General features: G+C 62.1%; 18 protein-coding genes and 1 pseudogene. 7 read left to right on the top strand and 12 right to left on the bottom strand.

Features of this window, described 5'->3' with window-relative positions; genetic code table 11:
• Window positions 1–79: 79 nt before the first annotated feature.
• The 6 genes from BLU76_RS06735 to BLU76_RS06710 all read right to left on the bottom strand — a co-directional run bounded on the left by BLU76_RS06735 (window position 80) and on the right by BLU76_RS06710 (window position 9148).
• Window positions 80–2500 carry an efflux RND transporter permease subunit gene (locus BLU76_RS06735; protein ID WP_063321431.1) on the bottom strand — a complete coding sequence of 807 codons (2421 nt, stop codon included), beginning with the start codon at window positions 2498–2500 and terminating at the stop codon, window positions 80–82.
• Between the two features lie 52 nt (window positions 2501–2552).
• Window positions 2553–3656, bottom strand: coding sequence for a WD40/YVTN/BNR-like repeat-containing protein (locus tag BLU76_RS06730; protein WP_063325091.1), 1104 nt, complete (start codon window positions 3654–3656; stop codon window positions 2553–2555).
• Between the two features lie 68 nt (window positions 3657–3724).
• Entirely contained in the window at window positions 3725–5086 is a 1362-nt protein-coding gene (locus BLU76_RS06725) for a DUF1329 domain-containing protein (RefSeq protein ID WP_092222128.1), read from the bottom strand.
• Between the two features lie 15 nt (window positions 5087–5101).
• Complete coding sequence (locus tag BLU76_RS06720) at window positions 5102–6751, bottom strand: DUF1302 domain-containing protein (RefSeq protein ID WP_092222126.1); 1650 nt, start codon at window positions 6749–6751, stop codon at window positions 5102–5104.
• An 87-nt stretch (window positions 6752–6838) separates the two neighbouring features.
• Window positions 6839–7606 (bottom strand): coniferyl-alcohol dehydrogenase, encoded by a 768-nt coding sequence (locus tag BLU76_RS06715; protein ID WP_092222124.1) that lies wholly within the window; start codon window positions 7604–7606, stop codon window positions 6839–6841.
• A gap of 69 nt (window positions 7607–7675) precedes the next feature.
• Window positions 7676–9148, bottom strand: a complete 1473-nt coding sequence (locus BLU76_RS06710) for a benzaldehyde dehydrogenase (RefSeq protein ID WP_092222122.1) — start codon at window positions 9146–9148, stop codon at window positions 7676–7678.
• Between the two features lie 283 nt (window positions 9149–9431).
• On the opposite strand from BLU76_RS06710, the gene BLU76_RS06705 reads away from it, so the two are divergent.
• On the top strand, window positions 9432–11207 hold the full coding sequence (locus BLU76_RS06705) for a sigma-54-dependent Fis family transcriptional regulator (RefSeq protein WP_092222120.1): 1776 nt from the start codon (window positions 9432–9434) through the stop codon (window positions 11205–11207).
• Window positions 11208–11381: 174 nt separating this feature from the next.
• Here BLU76_RS06705 and BLU76_RS06700 read toward each other — a convergent pair whose 3' ends face one another.
• Window positions 11382–12284: an AraC family transcriptional regulator gene (locus tag BLU76_RS06700; RefSeq protein ID WP_063321436.1), complete on the bottom strand. Its 903-nt coding sequence runs from the start codon at window positions 12282–12284 to the stop codon at window positions 11382–11384.
• Window positions 12285–12483: 199 nt separating this feature from the next.
• Between BLU76_RS06700 and BLU76_RS06695 the strand changes: the two are divergent.
• The 3 genes and pseudogenes from BLU76_RS06695 to BLU76_RS06685 form a co-directional block, all read left to right on the top strand.
• Window positions 12484–12666, top strand: a pseudogene (locus BLU76_RS06695) (sugar ABC transporter substrate-binding protein); the annotation flags it as partial.
• A 157-nt stretch (window positions 12667–12823) separates the two neighbouring features.
• Window positions 12824–13597, top strand: coding sequence for an L-iditol 2-dehydrogenase (locus BLU76_RS06690; RefSeq protein WP_092141382.1), 774 nt, complete (start codon window positions 12824–12826; stop codon window positions 13595–13597).
• Window positions 13598–13791: 194 nt separating this feature from the next.
• Entirely contained in the window at window positions 13792–14643 is an 852-nt protein-coding gene (locus tag BLU76_RS06685; protein WP_063321438.1) for a CAP domain-containing protein, read from the top strand.
• 19 nt (window positions 14644–14662) lie between these two features.
• Here the strand turns inward: BLU76_RS06685 and BLU76_RS06680 are convergent, their stop codons facing one another.
• On the bottom strand, window positions 14663–15559 hold the full coding sequence (locus BLU76_RS06680; RefSeq protein WP_092222118.1) for a LysR family transcriptional regulator: 897 nt from the start codon (window positions 15557–15559) through the stop codon (window positions 14663–14665).
• A 100-nt stretch (window positions 15560–15659) separates the two neighbouring features.
• Between BLU76_RS06680 and BLU76_RS06675 the strand changes: the two genes are divergently transcribed.
• From BLU76_RS06675 to BLU76_RS06665, 3 genes are read left to right on the top strand one after another with little or no spacing between them, the layout of a single operon-like run.
• Window positions 15660–17009: an acyclic terpene utilization AtuA family protein gene (locus BLU76_RS06675; RefSeq protein WP_092222116.1), complete on the top strand. Its 1350-nt coding sequence runs from the start codon at window positions 15660–15662 to the stop codon at window positions 17007–17009.
• Complete coding sequence (locus tag BLU76_RS06670) at window positions 17009–17332, top strand: AtuA-related protein (protein ID WP_003201468.1); 324 nt, start codon at window positions 17009–17011, stop codon at window positions 17330–17332. The genes BLU76_RS06675 and BLU76_RS06670 overlap by 1 nt, the downstream gene beginning before the upstream one ends.
• Window positions 17333–17382: 50 nt before the next feature.
• Entirely contained in the window at window positions 17383–18690 is a 1308-nt protein-coding gene (locus BLU76_RS06665) for a CitMHS family transporter (RefSeq protein WP_092222114.1), read from the top strand.
• A 176-nt stretch (window positions 18691–18866) separates the two neighbouring features.
• On the opposite strand, the gene mqo is transcribed toward BLU76_RS06665, so the two are convergent.
• The 4 genes from mqo to ercA form a co-directional block, all read right to left on the bottom strand.
• Window positions 18867–20510: a malate dehydrogenase (quinone) gene (gene mqo, locus BLU76_RS06660; RefSeq protein ID WP_092222112.1), complete on the bottom strand. Its 1644-nt coding sequence runs from the start codon at window positions 20508–20510 to the stop codon at window positions 18867–18869.
• 384 nt (window positions 20511–20894) lie between these two features.
• Window positions 20895–22100, bottom strand: coding sequence for an acetyltransferase domain-containing protein (locus BLU76_RS06655; protein WP_092222110.1), 1206 nt, complete (start codon window positions 22098–22100; stop codon window positions 20895–20897).
• 174 nt (window positions 22101–22274) lie between these two features.
• A complete protein-coding gene (locus BLU76_RS06650; protein ID WP_092222108.1) occupies window positions 22275–23645 on the bottom strand; it encodes a hybrid sensor histidine kinase/response regulator in 1371 nt (456 codons plus the stop codon).
• On the bottom strand, window positions 23629–24786 hold the full coding sequence (gene ercA / locus BLU76_RS06645) for an alcohol dehydrogenase-like regulatory protein ErcA (protein WP_092222169.1): 1158 nt from the start codon (window positions 24784–24786) through the stop codon (window positions 23629–23631). Before ercA ends, BLU76_RS06650 begins: the two co-directional genes overlap by 17 nt.
• Between the last annotated feature and the right edge of the window lie 78 nt (window positions 24787–24864).

Genomic DNA, 24864 nt, shown 5'->3' with positions numbered 1-24864 from the left:
CCTCGCGGCGGGCGTTGATCTCGGCGGCCCATTAACCACGCTGGCTTAACGCAGGTATTGCGCAGTGCCATATCCCCCATCACCCTCGAACCCACCGCCCCTGCCGACTCAACTCAGGCTTTTTTAAAAACACCCTCTGCGGCAACAGCAACCAAGCCAACGCCGGCAGCAAGATCAAGGCTCCCAGCATGTTCACCAAGAACATGAAGGCCAGCAAAATCCCCATATCAGCTTGAAACTTGATCGGCGAGAACGCCCAGGTCGACACCGCCACAGCCAAAGTCATGCCCGTCAACAACACCACTTTGCCGGTGAACAGAAGCGCCTGGTAATACGCCTGGGCCAAGGTGTCACCGGCCCGCATTCGCGCCAGGATCACGCTCAACACATAGAGCGCATAATCGACCCCGATGCCCACGCCCAGTGCAATGACCGGCAGCGTCGCGACTTTCACCCCCATGCCCAGCCCCACCATCAGCGCCTCGCACAGGATCGAGGTGAGCATCAGCGGCAGCATCGCGCACAGGGTTGCGCGCCAGCTGCGGAAGGTCACCAGGCATAGCAGACTGACCGCGCCATAGACCCAGAACAGCATCTCGCGCATGGACTTCTTCACCACGATATTGGTCGCCGCTTCGATACCCGCACTGCCGGCCGCGAGCATGAACTTGACCTCCGGCATCTGGTGCCCGGCGATAAACTGCTCACTGGCCTCCACCACCCGGTTCAAGGTGTCAGCCTTGTGATCGGCCAGGTAAACGTACAGCGACAGCATCGAGCAGCCCTGATTGAACAGTTCTCGCGGGGCACGGGTTTGCACGGCCCCCAGTGCGCCGTCATTGGGGATCAGTTCATACCATTTGAAGTTGCCTTCGTTGTAACCGACCGTGGCGATCTTGCTCAGCGCGGCCATCGAGGTGGTCGATTCCACGCCGGGCAATTGCTCCAGTTGCCAGGCCAGCGCATCTACCGCGGACAAGCTGGCGTAACGGGTGCATTGATCCTCGGGGGTCTTGATCATGACCACGAAAATATCCGAGCTGGCCGCATAGTTCTGGGTCATGAACAACGCATCGCGGTTGTAACGCGAGTCGGCACGCAACTCTGGAGCGCCGGGGTCCAGGTCGCCGATTTTCAGGTGCAGGCTCACGGCAAAACCAGACGCGGCCAACAGCAAGCCAGTCAACATGGCGCCCGTGGCCCAGCGCCGCTGGGTGAACAAATCGAGCACACGCCACAGGGGATGCTTGATCTGCGCCTGTTGCTCGGTGGTTTCCGCACTCAGGCTGCGCTGCGCCGCCGCCGGGCTGACGCCGATATAGCTGAGCAGGATCGGCAGCAGGATCAGGTTGGTGAAAATCAGCACCGCCACCCCGAGGCTGGCGGTGATTGCCAGGTCCTGGATCACCCGAATGTTGATCAGCAGCAACACCGCGAAGCCCACCGCATCGCAGAGCAAAGCGGTGATGCCGGCGGCGAACAGTCGGCGGAAGGTATAGCGCGCGGCGACCACCCGGTGGGTGCCACGGCCGATGTCCTGCATGATGCCGTTCATCTTCTGCGCGCCATGGCTCATGCCAATGGCGAACACCAGGAACGGCACCAAGGCCGAGTATGGGTCCAGTTCATAACCGAGCAGCGCCAGCAACCCCAGTTGCCAAAGCACCGCCGCCAGCGAACAGATCACCACCACCAAGGTGCTTCGCGCGCAACGGGTGTAGCCAAACAGCACCAAGACCGTCACCAGCACCGCCACCACGAAAAACAGCAGTACCTGGGTCATGCCCTCGATCAGGTCGCCGACAATCTTGGTAAAGCCAGTGACATGAATCCGCAGGTCATCGGTCTGGTACTTGTCTCGCAGCGCCTCCAGTTGTCGGGAAAACTCGCCATAGTCCAGCGCCTTGCCCGTCTGCGGATTGATTTCCAGCAACGGCACGAAAATCACGCTGGACTTGAAGTTGCCGGCGACCAATTGACCGACTTCCCCGGAACGGGCCACGTTGGTTCGCACCTGCTCGAGGCTGGTGGCCGAGCCATCGTAGTCGTCAGGGATCACCGTGCCGCCGTCGAGCCCGTCTTCGGTCACGGCGGTCCAGCGCGTGGTCGGGGTCCATAATGATTTCATGTAGGGGCGGTCGACGCCCGGCAGCAGATAGAGCTCGTCGTTGAGCCTGGCCAGGGTGTCGAGGTAGTCCTTGGTGAAAATGCTCCCCTGCTTGACCTCCACGGCGATGCGCAGCGAGTTGCCCAGGCCGCTCAGTTCCTTGCGATTCTCCAGGAAATTGGCGACATAGGGATGCCCCGTGGGAATGGTCTTCTCGTAGCTGGCATTGATGCCGATGCGCGTGGCTTGCCAACCGAGCACCAACGTCACCAGCAGGCATAGCAGGATCACCAGCGGTCGATGGTTGAAGATCGCTCGCTCAGCGAAGTTGCCAGACGCCCGGTCAAAGTCTTCCTGGCGGCCGATCACGGTTTGAGTTTTATCGTCTTTCAAGTTTGACTCCTGTTGCACGAGCCGTGGCCCGATAGCGCTACACCGTGAAGTTTCAAGGTTGACCTGCGGCCCGCGGATCCTGGTCAGCGGCCACGCCGGTCAAGCCGACACTGGTCAGGCTGCCGTCGACCGCCTGTTGCACGGCAGCGAGGGTCCCGCCGCTGCGGCTCTGCCGCTTGTCAAAGCTTCGCCCCTGGTCATGGCTGAATAAAAGCTCACCACTCTGGCTGGCCAACAACAGGCCGCCGTCGCGCAGTTGTAGGGCACTCGCCAGTGTCGATTCGATACCGGTATCAAGGCGGCGCCAACTGTTGCCACGATCCCCGGACCACCAGGCGTTGCCGCGCAGGCCATAGACCACCAAGGCCCCGTCGCGGGTGCCGAGCAGACCGAAGAAGCTGCCCTCATACGGCGACTTCAAGGCCTGGAATGACTGCCCTGCGTCGGTCGAACGCAACAGCAAACCGCGCTCACCCACCAACCACAGATCGTTGCCCACGGCGCGGATGCCATACAGGTTCAAGCCCTGGGGATTGTCCACATGCCGCATCCACGGCTGCCAGCTTCGCCCGCCGTCGTCGGTACGGAAGATCTGGTTGTAGGCACCCACGACGTAGCCGTGCAGGCGGTCACTGAAGTACAGGTCGAGAAACGGTTTATCCGGTCCGTCATCGAGCATGCGCCGTGCCTGCGCCAAGTGGCTGGTACCGTCGGGTTGATTGACATCGCGCTCAGCGAACTGCACCGCCAAGGCGATGGCACGCTGACCGTCGAGTTGCTTCTGCCAGGTTTCCCCGCCGTCCTGGGTGTGCAACACCACGCCCAGATGACCGACCGCCCAACCCTGCTCGGCATCGACGAATTGCACCGCCGTCAGGCTGACACTGACCGGCACGCGGGCCTGGCGCCAGGTCGTTCCGGAATCGTCCGAGAGCAACACAATGCCGCGCTCACCGACCGCCACCAGACGCTCCCCGGCCCGGGTCAAGCCAAGCAACACCGCACGCGGTGCCTTGGCCGTCGGTAAGGCCGATTGCTGGAGCGCGGCGAACGTCGTGGCCGGTGCCGCGATGGCACTATTGGCCAACAGGCACGACGCCAGGACACAGGCTCCCCAGCGCCGGGCAAAACTCGCAAAGCATTGTTCAACGTTCATGTCTTTTCCCACTTCGAAAATCGCCAGCATCCGCGACGAGCCTCTCACCCGCCGCGGTGCTCCAGGGTTCAACGCATGTTTTCGTTCGCCATGGCATCCGGGGTGTAGAAGGACGCCGAAGGCGTGGCGATCTTCTGGTACTGGACCGCCAGGTCATTGCTCGACGAATTGAGGAAATAGGCGCCGGTATCGAGGTTGTAGCTGCCCCACATGACCTGTGAAGTGAGCACCGGCATGTCCGGGGCCAACAGCGTCAGCGAATACATCTGCCGTCCCAACTTGCCTTGGGCGTCATAGCCGTCGACCAACAGGATCTGCCAGGAATCCTCATCGATGTAATAGGTCCGACGCGGCACCACATGGCGCTTGCCGGATTTGAGCGTGGCCTCGACCACCCAGACCCGATGCTTCTCCCAACGCACCAGGTCAGGGTTGAGGAAGTTCGGCTTGACCAGCTCGTCGCTCTTGACCAGGCCGGCGCGATTATTGTTGTAGGGAACGATCAGTTCTTTCTTGCCCGCCAGCTTCAGGTCGTAGCGGTCGGTGGGGCCGAACAGCATGAACGCTTCGTCGAACAGACCAACGCCAGAGGTGACGAAGTCCGGCGTGTCATAGGCGATGTTCGGCGCCCGCCGCACTCGGCGCTGGCCGACCAGGTATTGCCAGGCCGCACGGTTGCCCGGGTCCAGGTCCCAATGAGTCATCAGGCCTTCTCCGGCCTTGGAGGACGGCAGCTCAGTCAATAACTTGCCGACCTGGTACTTGCCAGCGAATTGTTCCGGGCTACCGTTCTCGGAATAGTAGGGAAACTGGTAGCTGAACAGGGCACGGGTGGCCTGGACTTTCTTGCCGCCAGCGGTCATCAGCCACGTATCGAACGGCGCACTGATGGTCTCGGCCCCCTGCCAGGACAAGCGGTAATTCCACAACACCTGCGTGCCGTTGTCCGGGATCGGGAACGGAATGCCGCCGAAGGCACCGCTGACTTTCTCGGTCCCGACATCCAACGTGGCGCGGCCGGCGTTCTTGGCGGTGTTGTCATACACCCATTGTGGTGCCGCCGCCGAGCGATGAGTGGGGTACACGTCCAGTCGGTAGTCCGGGTATTTCTTCAGCAAAAGCTTGGTACCTTCCGCCAGTTGGCCGGCGTACTGCTCCATGTTCGACGCCTTGATCGAGTACAGCGGCTTGTCGCTGGCAAACGGATCGGGCCGCTTATCGCCCGGTTTGTAGCCGGCCACAACCTTGGTGTAGCCACCGTCCCAGGCCGGGATACTGCCATCGGCGTTACCGGCGCGCTCGGCGCCGAGGGGCGTGAGTTCAGTCTTCAAGCGTGCCACCTGTTCAGGCGACACCGCCGCCTGGGCCAGGCTCACCCCGGCCAGGGCCAGCGTCAGGAGGCAGGTGTTGAGCAATGTGTTGTTCTGCATGGCGAATCCACCTTATTAGAATGAGGTTTTCACGTAGAGCGAGACGAAGTCGCGGTCGGCCAACGACTGTCCGTAACTGAAATTGCCGTCCTCGCGCAGCCCGGCTTTCGGTGCGCCGAAGAAGTTCACGTAGTTCAGGCCAACGTCCCAACGCTGCAGGTAGGTTGCCTTGACCCCGACGCTCCAGTCACCGGAGTGGGTGTTGCCGAAGCCTGCCTTGCTGACGGCCGACGAACGCCCATCGAGTACCACGCCCATGCCAATCGGCACGGTCAGGTCGATGCCGTCGATCACCTGGAAGTACGCCGGTTCCAGCAGTACCCGCAACGCCGTGGCATCGCGGGTGGTATTGGAGTCCAGGGCCGCCGCGTTCTTGGTGACGCTCAAGGTACGGTTCCAGGCCAGTTCGGCCAGCGCGGAACCGCCGTCCCAGAACGAGGTGGGCGACAACAGGTAAATCGCCGACAGGTTGGCGTGGGCGGTCTTGCCTCGGGCAAACAGCTCATCGTTACCGCCATCGACGTCCAGGCCTGGCGCGACCACTTGCAGATTGCTGACCAGCGGCGCGTTCCAGCGCACGGAGGTTTCACCGGCGAAGTTGAACGGCCCGTGGGCAGTGGAGAAACTGACGCCGGCGGTCTTGATGTCTTCGGCGTAGACCTGGCGATAGGAACCCAGGATCGGCAAGCCAGTGGCCGCCGAGGCGGCGCCGTCGAGATAGGCGTACAGGCCACTCGGGGCTTTGTCGTGGTACTGCGCGGCGTAGAAACCCAGCTCCAGTTCGGTCCCATCAGGCTTGTAGCGGATCTGCATACCGCCCTGCCCCGAATTGCGCGGCTTCAAGTCACCGGCATTGACGGTGTCGTTGCCAAACACTTCGCGCAACGGACCACTACCGTAGCCAATGGCATCGACATCGCTCAGGTAGCTGCCGGCACCGGGAACGTTGGAGCGCTCCCACTCGAACTGATAGTAAGCCCCCAGCGACAACTGCGGGTTGATCTGCAACTGCCCGGAAATCTGATTGACCGGCCGCAGGATCTCCTTGAACTGGGTCCCCGGCACGCTGAGCAACTTGACCACATCGCTCGGTCCCTGGGCATTGGCGATTCCGTTGCCGCCGTAGAACAGGCTTTCACCGTAGATGAGACTGTGCCGGCCTACCCGCACCACGCCCTGGGAATCTTCGCCAAGGTCACCGCGCAGGAACACGAAGGCGTCGAGAATTTCCGCATCACGGCCGTGGAGCTTGCGGGTTTCGCTGAGGAAGTGGGGCTGCTCGCTGCTGTCGGTGTCCTGGTTGTAGATATCGTCGTACCAGGCTGCGCCGCTCACGCGCAGACCATAGTTTTGCCGGCTCAGGTCCATTTCGGAAAACAGGTCCAGGCGATTGGAGACCAGGCCGCGACTGAAATTCTTGTCGCCCTGGCTCTGGATCGAAGGGTACAGACCGTTGGCGGTCGAGGCGTTGGTCAGGCGGCTGTCCTGCCCTCGCAGGCGCCAGGCCTGGCTGTACTTGATGGTGTTGTCCCAGCGCAGTTTCCAGTCGGAGTCACCCAGGTCCATTTGCATGGCCTGGACCCTTTCGACCATCACACCGGTGCTGCATAACGCCAGGAACAGGGCGCAATGCTTGAAACCAAAGCAATCTTTGAGGTTATCCATGGACGCTTCTCATTATTGTTATTTTTGGGCATGGCTTTGCAGCCAACACGCTCGGGTAGCGGCTTGCACCGTTCTACGGATGCGCATTCAGATGTAGGTGGAGGCCAATCCACCATCGACCGGCAGGTTGACGCCGTTGATCCAGCGCGACTCGTCGGCACACAGGAAAGCGATCACCGCCGCCACCTCATCGGCGTAAGCAGGACGTTTCATGCGATGGGCATCGGCCTGGGTCCGGGCCTCGCCGAGCATGCTCACGAAGTCGTCGAGGATCGGCGTGAACACTGGGCCTGGCGCAACACTGTTCATGCGCACCGAATGCTCAAGAAACCAGGGTTGGGCCTGCAGGTAGGTCCAGACGATCAAGGCTTCCTTGAAGTACTGGTAGCAGGTCTGGTCCGGCACCCGGTGGTCGGCCAGCCAGGCTTGCGCGGCGGTAAAATCCTCGATGCGCGCCAGCGCCTTGTGCTGTTCCAGGCGCAACGGCCATTCGGCGCCGAGGATCGAGGCGATATTGACGATGCTGCCGCCAGCGTTGATGCGCGGCAGCAGCGCACGGCTCAAGTGGCGCAACCCAAGGTAGTTGACCCGCGCCAGCAGTTGCGGGTTTGCGGTGCCCGGCACCCCGGCGATGTTGCACAGGCTGTCGAGCCGTGCGGGTAGCTGCGGCAGCAACCGTTCGATGTTTTCGGCGCTACTCAAATCGCCTTGCACAAAACCGTCCAGGGTCATGTGCGGCGCCTTGAGATCGACGCCAATCACCTGGGCACCATGAGCGCGCAGCAGGCTTGCCGTGGCAGCACCAATGCCTGACGAGACACCGGTGACCAGCACAATCTTGTTGTCGAGTTTCATGTTGAGTCCTCTTATTATTTTTGTGTACTCGCAGGGCCCTCAGCTCATCGGGCCCTGTAAACCTGTCTGTCAGAAGGGGTAGACCGGCGCCTTGTCCTTGACCGTCACCCACTGCCATTGGGTGTATTCGTCCCAGTCCGCCGGGCCGCCGACGCTGCCGCCATTGCCCGAGGCGCCACGCCCGCCGAACGGGTTGATGCACTCGTCGGCGACGGTCTGGTCATTGATGTGCAACATGCCGCACTGCAACCGCTCACCGATGGCCATGGCCCGGCCCACCGACGACGAAATGATCGCCGCCGCCAAACCGTACTCGGTGCGATTGGCCAACTCGACGGCTTCATCATCGGTGGCGAAGCTGACCACCGTTGCCACGGGGCCGAAGATCTCCTCGTCGAAGGCACGCATGCCCGGTTTCACGCCGCTGAGCACGGTGGCCTGGTAGAACAGTCGATCGTGCTCGCCGCCTGCCTCCAGCCGGGCGCCGGCGCGCACGGAGTCGCTGACGATGTCGTGCACCCGTTTCAGTTGGCGCTGATTGATCAGCGGCCCCAACGCGGCTTCGCCCTGGGCGGCGTTGCCTACCGTCAAGGCCCGGGCCTTTTCCACCAGTTTGCGGGTCAGTTCTTCGGCGATGGATTCATGGGCGAGGATCAACCCGGTGGCCATGCAAATCTGCCCTTGATGCAGCCAGGCGCCCCAGGCCGCATTGCGGGCGGCGAGGTCGAGGTCGGCGTCTTCAAGAATGATCAGCGGGTTCTTGCCACCCAACTCCAGCGCGACCTTTTTCAGGTTGCGCCCGGCGACTTCAGCGACTTTGCGACCGGCACCCGTGGAACCGGTAAAGGCGATCATGCGCACGTTAGGGTCACGGCACAGTGCCTCACCGGCATCCGCCGCGCCGGGCAACACTTGCAACAGGCCCTTGGGCAGCCCTGCCACCTCGAACAAACGAGCGATGAGAAAACCGCCGCTCACCGGGGTCTGCGGATCCGGCTTGAGCACCACCGCATTGCCCGCCGCCAGGGCTGGCGCAACGGAGCGCATGGACAGCACCAGGGGAAAGTTGAAGGGCGAAATCACGCCGACCACACCATGGGGCTGGCGCCGCGCATAGGACAGGCGCCCCGCCTCGCTGGGCAGGACCACCCCATGGGCCTGGGACAGCAGGCCGGCGGCCTGATGCAACAGCACGATGGCTTCGCGCACTTCGTGTTGCCCCTTGAACAGCGCGGCGCCGGACTCCCGAGCCACGTACAGTGCCAGTTCTTCGAAGGAATGCTCGGCCACCTCGGCGGCCTTGCGGAAGATCGCCGCGCGTTGCCGCGGGCCCAGCGCCGCCCACCCCGGTTGCGCCAGGGCTGCGTCGCGGCTGGCCTTGGCAATGTCGGCGGAGTCAGCCGTGGCACAGCGCATCAAGCGCTCACCGGTGGCCGGTTCAATGATCGATTGCAATGGCCCCGACGCAGGCACCCAGTCACCGTTGAAGACACATTCCGACTCGATCACCTGGGACAACAGGTGGCTTTTGGATGCAGACATTTAACACTCCCGGCTCTTTGTTGTTGTCATCGTTTGCCGCACCTGGAAGGTATCGACGCACGCCGTGCAAGTGCTTGAGCAAGCGCTGTGCCGGTTTCGCCTGCGGACGTTGATAAACCTGGCGCAGGGCTCTGGATCAATGCTCTGCATCGAGTGCAAGGCTGATAACGCATCTGCCGACGTGGCCGTTGGCCAGCTGCCACTTGTTCATTTGATAAAGTTATGCTTAATAACTATCTCGCCAGATGATCATTTCGATCACCCGCCATTCAGGGGCATAACAATGAATAATCCCCACTGCCAATTGCCGGATCACCGGATCGCCACCGAGCACTTCCGTCCACGGGGTGACAGCAACGAGCTGACCGACAACAGCTCGCCCACGACGGCAGAACTCACCGCATGTCTGTTTTTCTCCCCCGACGATGGCCGTATCTGGCTCAACGACCAACGCATGTTGCTGCTGCACAGTTCATCCTTCGGTGCGTTGCGCCGGGAAATCATCGAACGCCAGGGGCTGGAACAGGCCCGTGGGATGCTCACCCGCACCGGCTATTCCTCCGGCGCCCGGGACGCCCGGCTGATTCGCGAACGCTGGCCCCACGCCGATGCCGCGGCGGTATTTCGTGCCGGCACGCATCTGCACACCCTTGAAGGCATGACCAAGGTCGAGCCGCTGCATTTCAAGTTCGATGCCGACTCCGGGTTCTATGAAGGGGAATTTCTCTGGCACCACTCCTGTGAGGCCGACGAGCATGTCGCCGCCTATGGCACCGGGCAGGATCCGGTGTGCTGGACCGAACTGGGCTATGCCATCGGTTTCGTCAGCGGGTTGTTCGGGCAACTGGTGATCTTCCGCGAAGTGGAATGCCGAGGCATGGGACACGAACGCTGCCGAGTCGTCGGCAAGACCGCCGAGCAATGGGGCGATGTCGAGCAGGACCTCAATTACCTCAACGCCTCACCGCCAGCGGTCGTCGCGCGCACCGACAGCCCGTCCGACAGCGTTGCCGGCACCGCCCCGCTGCCGGACAGCGAACAGCCGCTGATCGGTGCCAGCGCCGCCTTCAACGCCGCGACCCAAGCCTTGCAGCGGGTGGCCTTGACCCCCGCCACCGTGCTGGTCAGCGGCGAATCCGGCGTCGGCAAGGAGATGTTCGCCCGCCAGCTGCACCAACTGAGTCGCCGACGCGATGGTCCGTTCATCGCCCTCAACTGCGCGGCCATCCCCGACAACCTGATCGAAGCCGAACTGTTTGGCGTCGAACGCGGTGCCTATACCGGGGCCACCCATTCACGTCCCGGTCGTTTCGAGCGAGCCCATGGCGGCACGTTGTTCCTGGATGAGATCACCTGCCTGAGCCTGGCCGGGCAAAGCAAGTTGCTGCGCGCCTTGCAGGAGCGGGAAATCGAACGGATCGGTGGTGGCCACGGCATCAAGGTCGATGTACGGGTCGTGGCGGCCACCAACATCGACCTGCGCAAGGCCGTGGCGGACGGCGCGTTCCGTGAAGACCTGTTCTATCGGCTCAACGTCTACCCCATCGCCTTGCCGCCCTTGCGCGAGCGTCGCGATGACATACCGCTGCTGATCAATGCCTTCCTCAAGCGCTTTTGCCAGGAATACGGCCGCACCCCGATGGGCCTGACCATGCGCGCCTTGAAGGTCCTGCTGCGCTATGACTTCCCGGGCAACGTGCGCGAATTGCAGAACCTCATCGAGCGCGGCCTGATCGCCAGCGAAGAAGGCCAGGCGATTGACCTGGTCCATCTGTTTCGCAATGAGCAACTGCCGGTGGACGCGTATTCCGTGGACCTGCACGGCGGTCTCTCGCCGATGGGCATGGCTGCCAACGACCCCGCGGAAAAACCGGCGTTGCTCCAGTCCCTCAGCCAACTGGACTCGGACTTCTCCATTGACGGGCTGGAGTCACGGCTGATCAACGAAGCCCTGCAACTGAGCAGCGGCAACCTGGCAGCGGCCGCACGCTCATTGGGGCTGAGCCGGGCACAGTTCGCGTATCGGTTGAAGAAGCATCAAAAAGGTGTACCGGACTGAACACCGAACCTGGGAGATGCTGCGAAGGCAGGTCTTGGGGCCGCTTCGCGCCCCAGCGGGAGCAAGCTCCCTCGCCACGGGTATATCGCCGGCCTTGAGTGAACAACATTACCTGCGGGAGCAAGCTCGGCTCCCACACTGGCTGCTCAACGACGGTCAACATGGCAGGCTCCGTCAAGCAGGGGCAAAAGCGCCCCGCCGGTACTCGCTGGGGGTCTGGTTCATTTCTATCCGAAAATGCCGGTTGAAGTTGGACAAGTTGTTGTAGCCCACTTCAAAACAGATATCGGTCACGGGCATTTCACTCTGCAACAGCAAGCGACAGGCACGCTGGACCCGCAGCTTGCGCATCAAGTCAATGAAACCGTGCCCGGTGATGCGCTTGAAGAACCTCGAGAAGCCTGGCTCGCTCATGTCCAATTGGCGGGCGATCACCGACAGGCGCAGGTCGCCGGTGAGTTCGGCCTGCAAGTATTCGAAGGCTTTGTGGATGCGCTCGGAGCTGCGCGCATCGAGGGTCGGCGCATAGCAAGGGCTCGCCAGGCTCAAGGCTTCGTCGCCAGGGGCTTGGTTGAGGGTGTGAAGCAGTTCCAGGAACAGCGCCAACCGCGCCAGTCCCTGGGCCGGGCCGATGGCTTCCAGCAGGTGCGCGGCCTGCCGCGCGGTGTTGCCGCCGAAGGCCAGGCCGCGGCGGGCGCGTTCGAACAGGCCCTGCAGATCGCCCAGTTCGGGCAGGGTTCGGCGCAAGGTCAGCAGCGTGGCACCGTCGAACTGCAAGACCACGTCGCGCCCGGGCAGGTGCTCGCCCGACGCCAGGTCGCCCATCCAATCGTGGGGCAAGTCCGGGCCAATCATCGCCACGTGGCCAGGGCCAAACGGACCGATGTAGTCGCCCGCCAACAGCTTGCCGCTGCCCTGGCGGATCAGGTGGATTTCAAATTCGGGGTGATGGTTCCAGCGCGCCATCGGGTACGGGTAATCATGCTCGTACCAGCGAAAACTGTGTTCGGGCTCAGGCAGGATGACTTCCAGTTCGGCTGGTCGCTGCTCGAACAGGGGCGTTCGGGGATCAGGCATGTCGCGCCTCTTTTATCGTTATAGCGGGCACCTTACGCCGAGTGCGCAGCGCTTCGCCAGCCTCGGCCTGACCGGTCACTGATACTTTTTTAACCCGCACCTGTCGCACTCAAGGGCGTTAAAAAAGTATCAACGCACGATCCTCCCTGCGTTTGTCGGCCTCCACGGGCGCTGCTGTAATCGGCTTGCCATTGGCGACGAACCGGTGCCGTACGTGGGCATCCAGTACGTGACGATTCCAGAGCTCCAAGCCATCGGCACCTCCGTCGGCCAGCTGTTTACCGTCGCCCTCACCGGACAGGTCACGGTGGAACAGGCGCTGGCCTCGGCACAATCGAGCACCGAGCGGGAAATGAAGCGGGCTGGGTATCCAAAGCTATAACGATTGGCCCCGGCCTTTTTGTGGCGAGGGAGCTTGCTCCCGCTGGGTCGCGCAGCGGCCCCACATCGGCGAGTGCTACGCACTCGAGCGGGAGCAAGCTCCCTCGCCACACGGCTGTGTGCGCCGCCTACCACCTAGACTGAAGACAGGACAACCCATGAAACGACTGGAAGGAAAAAGTGCCCTGGTGACCGGTGCCGCCCGCGGTATCGGCAGGACATTCGCCCAGGCCTACATCAACGAAGGCGCCACAGTGGCGATCGCCGATATCGACCTGGAGCGAGCCCAGGCCACCGCCGCCGAACTGGGCGATAGCGCCTACGCGGTCAAAATGGATGTGACGGACCAGGCTTCGATCGACCAGGCCATCGACGCCGTGGTGGCCCGGGTGGGCAAGCTGGATATCCTGATCAACAACGCCGCGCTGTTCGACCTGGCGCCCATCGTGGAAATCACCCGCCAGAGCTACGAGCGGCTGTTTTCCATCAATGTCGCCGGCACGCTGTTCACCCTGCAAGCGGCGGCGCGGCAGATGATCCGCCAGGGCCATGGCGGGCGGATCATCAACATGGCCAGCCAGGCCGGTCGGCGTGGCGAAGCGCTGGTTGGTGTCTATTGCGCCACCAAGGCAGCGGTGATCAGCCTGACCCAGTCCGCTGGGCTGGATCTGATCAAGCATCGGATCAACGTCAACGCCATCGCCCCCGGCGTGGTGGATGGCGAGCATTGGGATGGCGTGGATGCGCTGTTCGCCCGCCACGAAAACCTGCCGTTGGGGGAAAAGAAGCGCCAGGTAGGGCAACAGGTGCCCTATGGCCGGATGGGCACGGCCGAGGACCTCACCGGGATGGCGATTTTCCTCGCCTCGGCGGAGAGCGAATACGTGGTCGCGCAGACCTATAACGTCGATGGCGGGAACTGGATGAGCTGATAATCTGCGATTTTATGGCCTTGAAACGACGGAAATGGACTTATTCGCCTGAAAGTTGATCCCACTATTTGAGGATCATCCCGAACGCTACCCAACGGTGCCGTTCCAAGGGATTTCAAAAGAGCGTGAATACCGTTGCCCCAGCGGGGCAAAAATTGCGCATCATAGGCGCCGTCCGCTCAAGGGAGATTTACATGCGTGCCATTTCATCCGTCATGGGTCTTGTCGTGCTGTCGCTGGGCCTGCTATTCACCACCGGTGCCACGGCCACCGAAGAGACGCAACTGGTCGAGTCCATCAACCTTTACCGCAGCCAGTCCCAAAGCTGTGCCGGCCAGGCCTCGCTGGAGTTGCCACCGCTGGCGATGGATTCCCGGCTGATCCTGTCGGCCAATGGCATCGGCGACCTGCAGCAGGCGCTGGCGCGGGCGGCCTATCCAATGGTCAACGTGCAGGCCATCAGCCTGTCCGGGCCGCGCGACGCGCAATCAGCCATGAAAGCCGTCCAGGAAAGCTTCTGCCAGGTAGTACTCGACCCGCAGTTCATCGACATCGGCGTCAGCCGCCTGGACCGCGAATGGCGCATCGTGCTGGCGCGCCCACTGTTGTCGGCGCGCCTGGGTGATTGGCAAGCCGAGGGCCAGAAGCTGCTGAAACTGATCAACAGTGCCCGCACCCAGCCGCGTCGCTGTGGCACCGAAACCTTCGCCGCCACCACGCCGCTGGCCTGGAACGCCACCTTGGCCCTGGCCGCTGTGAACCACACCCGGGCCATGGCCAACAACAATTTCTTCGACCACAAGGACCGCGACAACCGCATGCCGGGCGACCGCGCCGAGCTGGCCGGCTATCTGGGCCAGTTGATTGGCGAGAACATCGCCGCCGGACAGGACACTGCGCTCAAGGTGGTGGACGGCTGGCTGGCCAGCCCGGGGCACTGCGCCAACCTGATGAACCCGCAGTTTCGTGAATTGGGCGCCGGGTACGCGAGCGATCCGAAAAGCGATGCCGGGATCTATTGGACGGCAATGTTTGGTACTCAATAGCGCGGTGGCCCGATCAACCTCAGTGTCCGTGGCTGACATCGTCCTTGTGCAGCACCTGCCGCAAATGCTGCATGAACTGACTCAACGAAGGTGATTGAGCCACCGGCTTGCGTTGCAACAGGCCTATCGAGCGCTTCGCCGGCTGGTCGATGGCGGTGACAGCACACTGCTCGCCAATGTTGAACACCGCCGTGCAACTGGCCGGCAACAGAGAAAACCCCAATCCTTCGCGCACCAGGGCCGTGGCCGTGCTCATGTGCGCCACTTCCCAGGCCGGCACAGGGTCGACGTTCAAATAGCGCAACGCAGCGTCAGCCAGGGGCCGGATGCTGGTGTCAGGCGTGAGGGCAATATAGGGTTGCCGCTTCCAGTCGCCCTGGCCGTCACGCTGCGGGTCTTTGTGGCTCAGCAACACCAGATTGTCATCCAACAGGCGCACAAAGCTCAGTCCGGACAGATCGTCAGGCAACGAACTGATGCCGGCGTCCACCTCCCCTCGCTGCACCCAGCCCATGATTTCCCCGGCGCGGCCGTCCAACAAGCTCACCGTCACGCCAGGGTTCTCGTGCTGGAAAGAAGCGATGGCGATCGGCAGGAATGACGCCGCAGCGGTGGGCAAGGCGGCCAGCCGGAGCGTGCCACGGCTCAGGCTCAGGGTGTCGCGAGCATCGCGCACGGCGTCGTTCATGTCCCGGAGCATGCGCCGCGCCTGGGGTAGAAAATGCTCACCGGCCGGGGTCAGCTCGACGCTGCGGGTATTACGCGCGAGCAACTGCAGCCCCATGCTCTCTTCCAGTTTGCGGACGCTATAGCTCAGCGCCGGCTGGGACAGGTGCAATTGTTCTGCCGTGCGGGTAAAGCTCGACGTCTCGGCGATGAGGATAAAGGCACGAAGCTGTCGAAAAGTAACGTTCATGGCTAACTTATAAAATTAATGAATCAATTGATTCTACCTTTAAAATTCACAGAACAATCCAGTCTCTCCACTATGGGGGCACCCCTCAGTGGAAAACGACATGACAAAAACAATTCTCGTCGGCTGCGGCGCCGGTTTCGCCAATGATCGACCCGACGCCGCCCTGCGTCTGGCCCAAGACCTGGCACAACGCGGCGGCCAACGCTACATCATGCTGGAACTGCTGGCTGAACGGACCCTGGCCGAGGCGCAACTACGCAAGCGCCTGGATCCCCAAGCGGGATATTCCGTGCGCCTGTTCGATTTCCTCGAACCCATGCTCGACGTGTGCATCGAGGCTGGCATCCCAATAATCACCAACGGCGGCGCCGCCAATCCCAGGGCGGCCGCGCAACGGCTGCGCCAGACGCTGGCGGGCCGCTTCCCTGCACTGAAAATCGCCTGCGTGCTGGGTGATGATTTGTTGGAAGAAACACCGCCCCGTTACGAACGATGGCTGTCCTCGGAGCCCTTGGAACAGCCCGTGGCGGTGAACGTCTACACCGGGGCCGACGGTATCGCCCAGGCGTTGGCCCAGGGCGCTGGCATCGTGCTGTGTGGCCGGGTCGCGGATCCGTCGTTGGCCGTAGGCGCGATCCGCCATGGGTTGGGGTGGTCGGCGGACGATTGGCAGAAAATGGCGATCGCCACCACCGCTGGCCATCTGCTGGAGTGTTGCACCCAAGTCACGGGTGGCTATTTTGCCCATCCTGGAATGAAAGACGTTCCGGACCCGGCCAATCTCGGCTGCCCCATTGCTGAAGTCCATCAGGATGGCCGCCTGATCATCGGCAAAACCCGCAACAGCGGCGGACGGGTCAGCGAACAGACGGTCAAGGAGCAGCTCCTTTACGAAGTACACGACCCTCGACGCTATCTGACCCCGGACGTGGTGCTGGACCTGGGCCAGGCCCGTGTACAGGACTTGGGCGATGACCGTGTTGAAATCAGTGGCCTGCTGGGTCATCCGCGTCCCGACACACTCAAGGGCCTGGCGGGTGTGCGAGGCCTCTGGTTCGGCGAGGCGGAAATATCCTACGCAGGCCCCGGCGCCGTGGCGCGTGCCGCCCTGGCGCGGGAAATCCTGCTGCAGCGCTTCGACCAGTTGGCACCCGGGGTCCAGCCCTGGATCGACCTGTCCGGGGTCGCCAGCCTCTTCAACGACCAGGGCGGTCGATACCTGCAACAGCAACTGGCCCAGGCGCCCGCCCTGGAGGATGTGCGCGTGCGGATCGGCCTGACTCACACCGACCGACGGCTGGTGGAGGCCCTGCTGGCAGAGGTCGAGTCGCTCTACACCAACGGGCCGGCGGGCGGCGGTGGCGTCCGGCGACACCTCGCCGAGACCGTTACCACCCGCAGTTTCCTGCTACCGCGAGATCAAATCCATACAACCCTGGAGTGGTACTGATGAACCTGGTCACCCTCGCCGACTATGCCCATGCCCGTGCTGGCGACAAGGGCAACATTCTCAGCATCGCCCTGTTCCCCCACGATCCGGCCCACTATCCATGGCTGCTACGGGAATTGACCTGCGCCCGAGTGGCCGAGCAATTCGCGACGCGACAGCCCTCCAAGGTGCATCGCTATGAACTGCCAAACCTGAATGCGCTGAATTTCGTGCTCGAGGACGCCCTGGAGGGCGGGGTGAACCGCAGTTGCGGTCTTGATCGTCACGGCAAGAGCCTGAGTTACCTGCTTCTGGCCTTGCGCCTGCCCGGACCGCAAGGCTGATCGACTTCGCCCGCGAACCTTCGACAACAATAAAAAAGAGAGGCTGCAACATGATTACAACCCTGGGTTTCCTGATGATGCTCGCCATTATCGGGTTGATATTGCTACGCAGGATCAGCCCGGTGGTGGCGTTCACCACCCTTCCCGTGATCGTTTGCCTGCTGGCCGGCTTCAATCTCGGGCAGATCGGCGAATTCATCAAGACCGGCCTGATCACGGTGGCCCCGACCGCAGCACTGTTTCTGTTTGCCATCCTGTTCTTCGGCCTCATGCGCGACCGGGGATTGTTCGATCCCTTGGTCAACCTGCTGATCCGCAGCACGGGCGGCAAGCCGCTGGCCGTGGCACTGGTGACGGTATTGGTGACGTCAGTGGTCCATCTCGACGGCGTCGGCGCCGCCACATTCTTACTGACCATCCCGGCCCTTCTGCCCTTGTATAAACGCCTGAACATGAGCCCGGCGATGCTGTTGTGCCTGGTGGGCACCACGGCCGGCGTGATCAATATGGTCCCTTGGGGTGGAACGACTGCACGCGCCGCCGCAGTGTCGGGGCTGGATGCCACCCAACTGTGGCTAGGCTTGCTGCCAGTGCAGATGGTGGGCCTGGCGTGCATGCTCGTTGTCGCGACAGTGTTGGGCTTGCGCGCCCAACGTCGCCAACCGATGTCGCTGGGCGCGGCTGCAACCTGTGACATGGACAGCCTGCAACCCCAAGACCGTGAACTCGCCCTCTCCCCGCGAGGACTGCGTTACTGGCTGAACGTGGCGCTGACCGGTGGGATCCTGGCGTGCCTGTTCACCGGCATTTTTCCCTTGTATGCCTGTTTCATGGTGGGATTGGGCATCGCCCTGCCCTTGAATTTCCCGTCCCTGGACGCCCAGGCCGAACGCCTCAAGGCCCATGCGGCCGATGCGCTGCAAATGGTCCTGGTGATGATGGCCGCCGCCGTTCTGCTGGGCGTGCTTTCCGGCGCAAAGATGTCCGACGGCATGGCATTGGCACTGATCGATACCATGCCAGCCGGTTCCGCCCAATATCTGCATGTGATCGTCGGCTTCTTCGGCGTCCCTCTGGGGATGATCTTCTCACCGGATGCCTACTATTTCGCCTTGCTGCCAGTGATCAGGGACGTGGCCGCTGCCGCGGGTGTCCCCCTCGAGGCCGTGGCCCGGGCCATGTTGATCGGCGAGAACACCGGATTCTCCATCAGCCCGGTGGTGCCCAGCGTGTACCTGGCGCTGGCGTTGTCCGGCGTAGAGCTGCGCAAGCACATGGCCTATACGTTCTTCTGGGCCTGGGGCGTCAGCCTGGTGATGCTCGCCTTCGCAGTGGCGACTGGAGCGGTACAGGTTTGAACAAGCGGTGAATGCAGGCAAGTGCAGATGATCCTTCGCATGTTGAGCAGATCAAGCATTGATGCTGACTGAGCGTGCGCCATCGCGAGCAGGCTCGCTCCCACAGGGTTAACCGAGCCCAAAAAAAACGCCGCTCAATGAGCGGCGTTTTTGTACCTCACCAGACGGCGTCCGGTTTACAGCGCCATGTCAGCCGCTGGGTTGGCTTCACGGGCAGCGGCCGGCTTGGCCGGTGCCGCGGTGGCGCCTAGCTTGCCGATCGCCGGCGGAGGATCCAGTTGCAGGACCTCGCTGGTGTAGGCCCATTCCTGGGCGACACGCTCAGGGTTATCGTTGAGCTTGGTGCCGTAGCTTGGCACGATCTGGTGCAGTTTTTCCTGCCAGGCCGGGCTGGCGACCTTGTCCTTGAAGACCTTCTCAAGCACGGTCAGCATGATCGGTGCGGCGGTCGAGGCGCCTGGCGAGGCACCCAGCAGGCCGGCGATGCTGCCGTCCTGGGACGCAACCACTTCGGTACCGAGTTTCAGTACGCCGCCCTTCTCTTCGTCACGCTTGATGATCTGCACGCGCTGACCGGCCTGCCACAGGCGCCAGTCTTCCTGCTTGGCCTCCGGGAAGTACTCTTTCAGGGCGTTGAAGCGATCTTCATCCGACAGCATCAGTTGACCGGCCAGGTACTCGACCAGTGGGTACTGTTCGATACCGACCTTGGTCATCGGCCACACGTTGTGGGTGGTGGTGCTGGTCAGCAGGTCGAAGTACGAACCGTTCTTCAGGAACTTGGTGGAGAAGGTTGCGAACGGGCCAAACAGGATCACGCGCTTGCCATCGAGCACACGGGTATCCAGGTGCGGAACCGACATCGGCGGTGCGCCCACCGAAGCCTTGCCGTAGGCCTTGGCCAGGTGCAGTTGGGCAACCGTCGGGTTTTCGGTGACCAGGAACGAACCACCCACCGGGAAACCCGCGTATTCACGCGCTTCCGGGATGTCGGACTTCTGCAGCAGGTGCAAGGCACCACCGCCGGCGCCGATGAACACGAACTTGGCGTCGGTCTCGGTTTCGGTACCGTCTTTCAGGTTCTTGTACGAAACGCGCCAGGTACCGTCTTCGTTGCGGGTGATCTCTTCCACTTCGCTGGACAGCTTGAGGGAGAAGTTCGGCTTGGTTTGCAGGTAAGCCGCGAATTGACGCGTGATTTCGCCGAAGTTCACGTCGGTGCCCAGTGGACTCCAAGTGGCCGCGACTTTCTGGCTCGGGTCACGCCCTTGCATCATCAGCGGCACCCACTTGCTGATCTGCTCGCGATCTTCGGAATACTGCATGCCGGCGAACAACGGGCTGGCCTGGAGGGCTTCGTAGCGCTTCTTCAGGAACGCGATGTTCTCGTCGCCCCACAAAAAGCTCATGTGCGGCGTGGAGTTAATGAACGAACGCGGGTTCTTCAACACGCCGTTCTTGACCTGCCAGGACCAGAACTGACGGGAGATCTGGAAGGCTTCGTTGATTTCGATGGCCTTGGAGATATCGACCTTGCCGTTCTTGTCTTCCGGCGTGTAGTTCAGCTCGGCCAGCGCAGAGTGACCGGTACCGGCATTGTTCCAGCCGTTGGAGCTCTCTTCGGCAACACCGTCCAGGCGCTCGACCATTTCCATGGTCCAGCCCGGCTCCAGCTCATTGAGCCAGACGCCGAGTGTCGAGCTCATGATGCCCCCACCAATGAGCAAGACATCCACTTTTTTTGGCTCGGCGGCATGCGTGGTCGCAAGACCCATCGCCATCGCCAGGCCCAGTAGCGCCGTGTGTGTTTTCTTCAACATGTGTGTATCCCTAGGATGAACGCCATTCCGTCCACCTGTCCTGATCACGGATAGCCCACGTCCATGGCCGGCAACGCCAGCAGGGCGGCTATCGAGAAGGACCGGAGGATGGACCTACAGGGCCGAGCAATACGTCGGCCTCTCGTTTATATCTCTCCGGCGCTGACTTCTTGTAGGTCTTGGCTTCAGCTGGGGTGAGGGACGCTGCGAACGGTGTTCATCGGGCATGGCGCGGCCGTGTCCGATTGTCGCAGCGGGGGGAGTTTACATAAGGAAATAAACAGACCGAAACGTCTTTTTACATTCCTGACAAAAACGCCGACCAAATGACGGCATTTTAATGGCCCTGATCGCCACCGTTCGCGCGACCAGAGCCCCTGCGGGTCAGAGATACTTGAGGATCGCGATATCACGCCGCCGTTGCTTGAGCCCGGCAAACCAACGTGTCGGAAAAAACAGCACGACACCCAGCAACACACTCCACAACCACACCATGGGTAAATCATCGAATCCGAAATAGGTACCCTGGTTGGTGCCCCAGATGGCAACGGCGGTCAGGTACAGGGCCTTGAGCACGTAAAGGTGCAGCAGGTAGAAAAACATCGGTGCGCCGCCATAGATCGCCAACAGCGCGATGGCTCCCCGATCCTGGGCTTTTTCAAAGAGTGCCAGCAACATCAGCCCTATTCCCAGGGTCGGCATCAGGAACATCAGCGACGGCGGATACTTCGTCGCGCTCATGAAGCTCATGAAGGTGCGTAGCGCGTCGCCGGTCTGGAGCCAAGGTTTGTCGCCGTACACGTTCAGGTAACGGATAAGCACAAAAGCCAGCAGCAGACCCAGCCCCATCTTGAACAACCGTCGCAGGCGCACGGCGGGTTCAACATCCTTGCCAAACCACGGCCCGATGACCCAGCCCAGCAGGATCACGCCGATCCACGGCAGCACCGGATACGTGGTACGGGCCCGGGTGAACTCGGTGATATCGATGAATGCCCGTTGATGAAGAATCGACCACGGCACGAAAAACGGCGAGTCAGGCCCTGGCACCACACCGTCCAACAGATTGTGTCCAGCAACGATGGCAACGCCGAGGAGGATCAGCCAACTGCGCTTGAGGTGCAACAACGCAGCCAGGACAATCATGCAAATGCCAATGCACCAGATCACTTGCAACCACAGTGTCTTGGGCGGGAACTCGGCGTTCCAGGCGAAACACACGAAAGTCAGTTCCAGGAAAACCAGGAACAGGCCACGCTTGAGCAGGAACAACGAGGTCTGGCCGGCGGTGTGTTTCTGGCTGTAGAGCCAGGCCGACAAACCGGTGAGGAAGATGAAGACCGGGGCACAGAGCGTACTGAGCAGGCGGGTGAAATACAGGTCCGGGGTCACGCTCAGCGCATCGATGGGGTCGGTGACCTGACGGTGCAGCAGGAATGTCTCGCGAACATGATCCACCAGCATCAGCAGCATGACGAAACCTCGCAAGGCATCGATGGCGAGCATGCGCACATGGGTTTTGGCGGCGCTGATTGCAAATAAAGGCGCGATGACGCCGGACGGGCTCGTCATGCTTGAAGGTAGGCTCATGGCTTTACTCGGATGGAGGTCGTTGGTCCGTGCAAGGCAGGGAATGAGAATTCCTGCCAAACGGAAACGGATAACATAACACTGAATTGTTATCGCGCGCAGGCTCGCTGCCACTGGGGATTGTGGTGGAGACGGTTTCGGGGACCTCATCAGGTGAGGCCTGCCTCGGGTCCCCTACCCGAGCATCTGACTCAACACCGCCCGCAACTTGCCAGGCTTGAGCGGTTTGTTGAGCAGCGGCGCGCCCAGTTTACGCAAGGCGCGGCGGCACTGGTCGCTGCGGTCGGCGGTGATGATCACCGCAGGGATCGCCTGGTGGAAATGCTCGCGCAAATGCTTGACCACTTCACAGCCCACGACCCCGTGATCCAGGTGGAAATCCGCCAGGATCAGCTCCGGCGCACGGCCTTGCAGCACATCCAGGGCGCCCGCTTCGTCGGTGGCGGTCAAGACTTCGCAGCCCCACTGCCCCAACAACGCCGCCATGCTTTGCAAGATGCTCAACTCATTGTCGATCACCAACAAACGCCGCCCCGGTAGCGGGTTGCCCGCGACCGCCTGTACCGGAACCTGGGACACTGGCAGGGGTTTTTCGCTGGACAGCGGCACCTCGATACTGAACACCGAGCCCCGTCCCGGCCGAGAACGCACCTTGACCCGGTAACCGAGGATGTGGGCGATACGTTCGACAATCGCCAACCCCAGGCCCACGCCTTTGCGATCCGCCGCCCGGCCGACATCGAGTTGGTTGAATTCGAGGAAAATCGACTCCAGGCAATCGGCAGCGATGCCCCGCCCCGTGTCCCAGACCTCGATGCTCAAGCGCCCTCCCCGGCGCCGGGCCGCCAGGAGAATACCGCCCTGAGTGGTGTAGCGGCAGGCATTGCTCAGCAGGTTGCGCAGGATACGGCTGATCAATCGCAGGTCGGTCAGCACGGCTTCATCGCCAAACCGCACCCGCAATTCCAACCCCGCGGCGCCGGCCACCGATTGAAACTCGGAAACCAGCGGCCCCAACAACTCATCCAGCCGATACGGCGCCAGGTCGGGCTTGACGGCGGCCTGGTCCAGCCGGGAAATGTCCAGCAGGTCGGTGAGCAGGTCTTCGGCCCCTTCGAGCGCCTGATGAGTCCGTTCCACCAGTACATGTTCGGCGGTAGGCAACTGGCGCTCACGCAACGTGGCGATCAGCAGGCGGGCCGCGTTGAGTGGCTGCAACAGGTCATGGCTGGCGGCGGCCAGGTATTTGTCCTTGCTGCGGTTGGCGGCCTGGGCGGCGTCCCGGGCATCGCGCAACTGTTGCTCGATCAGTTCGCGCTGGACAATCTGCTGCTGCAGGTTGTGGTTGGCCTCCAGCAACGCGTCGGTGCGCTCGGCCACCCTCTGTTCCAGTTGATCATTGAGCTGCTGCAGATGTTGCCGGGCCTGCTCCAGCTCATCGAGGCGCGCCGCCAGTTCCGGGTAGTGACTCTTGCGCGTTGAGTGATTGCCCAGCCCCAACAGCCCCGCCAGGGCTTTTTGCTGCTCGTCAGAGGGCTTCGCCATAGACGACCTCGACATCCCGCTGGCTCGACTCCCGAGGGTTGGTGAGGATGCACGGGTCGTGCATCGCATGCTGCGACAGGAACGGAATGTCCGAGGTGCTCACGCCATGCAGGCCCAGCGTCTCGTGGAAGCCGATGGTGTGCTTGAGGGCAATCAGGTGTTCCACCAGCCGAGTGCGGATCTGCCGGTGGTTGAGTCCCCGGCAGTCGATGCCCAGCGTCTCGGCAATCACCTTGAAACGCTCCGGCGCCGAGTTGTAGTTGAACGCCACCACGTGCTCCACCAGTACCGCGTTGCACAAACCATGGGGCAAATCGAGGAAACCGCCCAGGCTGTGGGACATCGCGTGCACCGCGCCGAGGATTGCGTTGGAAAACGCCAGCCCGGCCTGCATGCTGCCCAGCATGATTTTTTCCCGCAGGGCGATGTCCGCCGGGTTGGCGATCATCTGCACCAGGTTGCCATTGATCAGGCGCATGGCTTCCAGCGCATGAGGGTCGGTCAGCGGCCCGTGACCGGTGGACACGAACGCCTCGATGGCATGCACCAGGGCGTCGATGCCGGTACAGGCGGACAGGAACGGGTCCATGCTCAGGGTGGTTTCCGGGTCGATCAGCGACACGTCCGGCACCGCCGCCTTGCTGACAATGGAGAATTTCATCCGTTCTTGCTGGTTGGAGATGATCACGAACTGCGACACGTCCGCCGACGTCCCCGCCGTGGTGGGGATCAGGATCAGTGGTGGGCTGGGCACGTGCAGGGTATCGACGCCTTCGAACTCGAGGATATTGCGACCGTGGGCAACGACAATGCCGATGCCTTTGCCGCAATCCATCGGGCTGCCACCGCCCACCGCGACGATGACATCGCAATGGTTTTCCCGGTAAAGGTCGGCACCGAGCATCACTTCCTCGACCCGCGGATTGGGCGAGACCGCGCTGTAGACGCAGTAGTCGATGCCTTGGGCCTGGAGACTGGCTTCGACGTCGGCCACCCAACCGGCGGCGATGACCCCGGGATCGGTGACGATCAGCACCTTGCGTGCACCGAACGTCTTGGCGTAATTGCCGACATTGTGCCGACAACCGGCACCGAACATGATTTCAGGGGAAACGAACTTGCGCAGCGGGCTGAGGCTCATCTTTTCAGGTACGTGGCTCATCGGTAAGCCTGTTGTTATTGTCTTGGGATACCTTGAGCCTAAAGCATCCCACCGCGA

The organism is Pseudomonas sp. NFACC08-1 (genome assembly GCF_900106735.1).
In the GTDB taxonomy this organism is placed as follows: domain Bacteria; phylum Pseudomonadota; class Gammaproteobacteria; order Pseudomonadales; family Pseudomonadaceae; genus Aquipseudomonas; species Aquipseudomonas fluorescens_Q.
The sequence above is the reverse complement of the archived record's forward strand: the minus strand, read 5'-3'. Positions and strand labels throughout refer to the sequence as shown.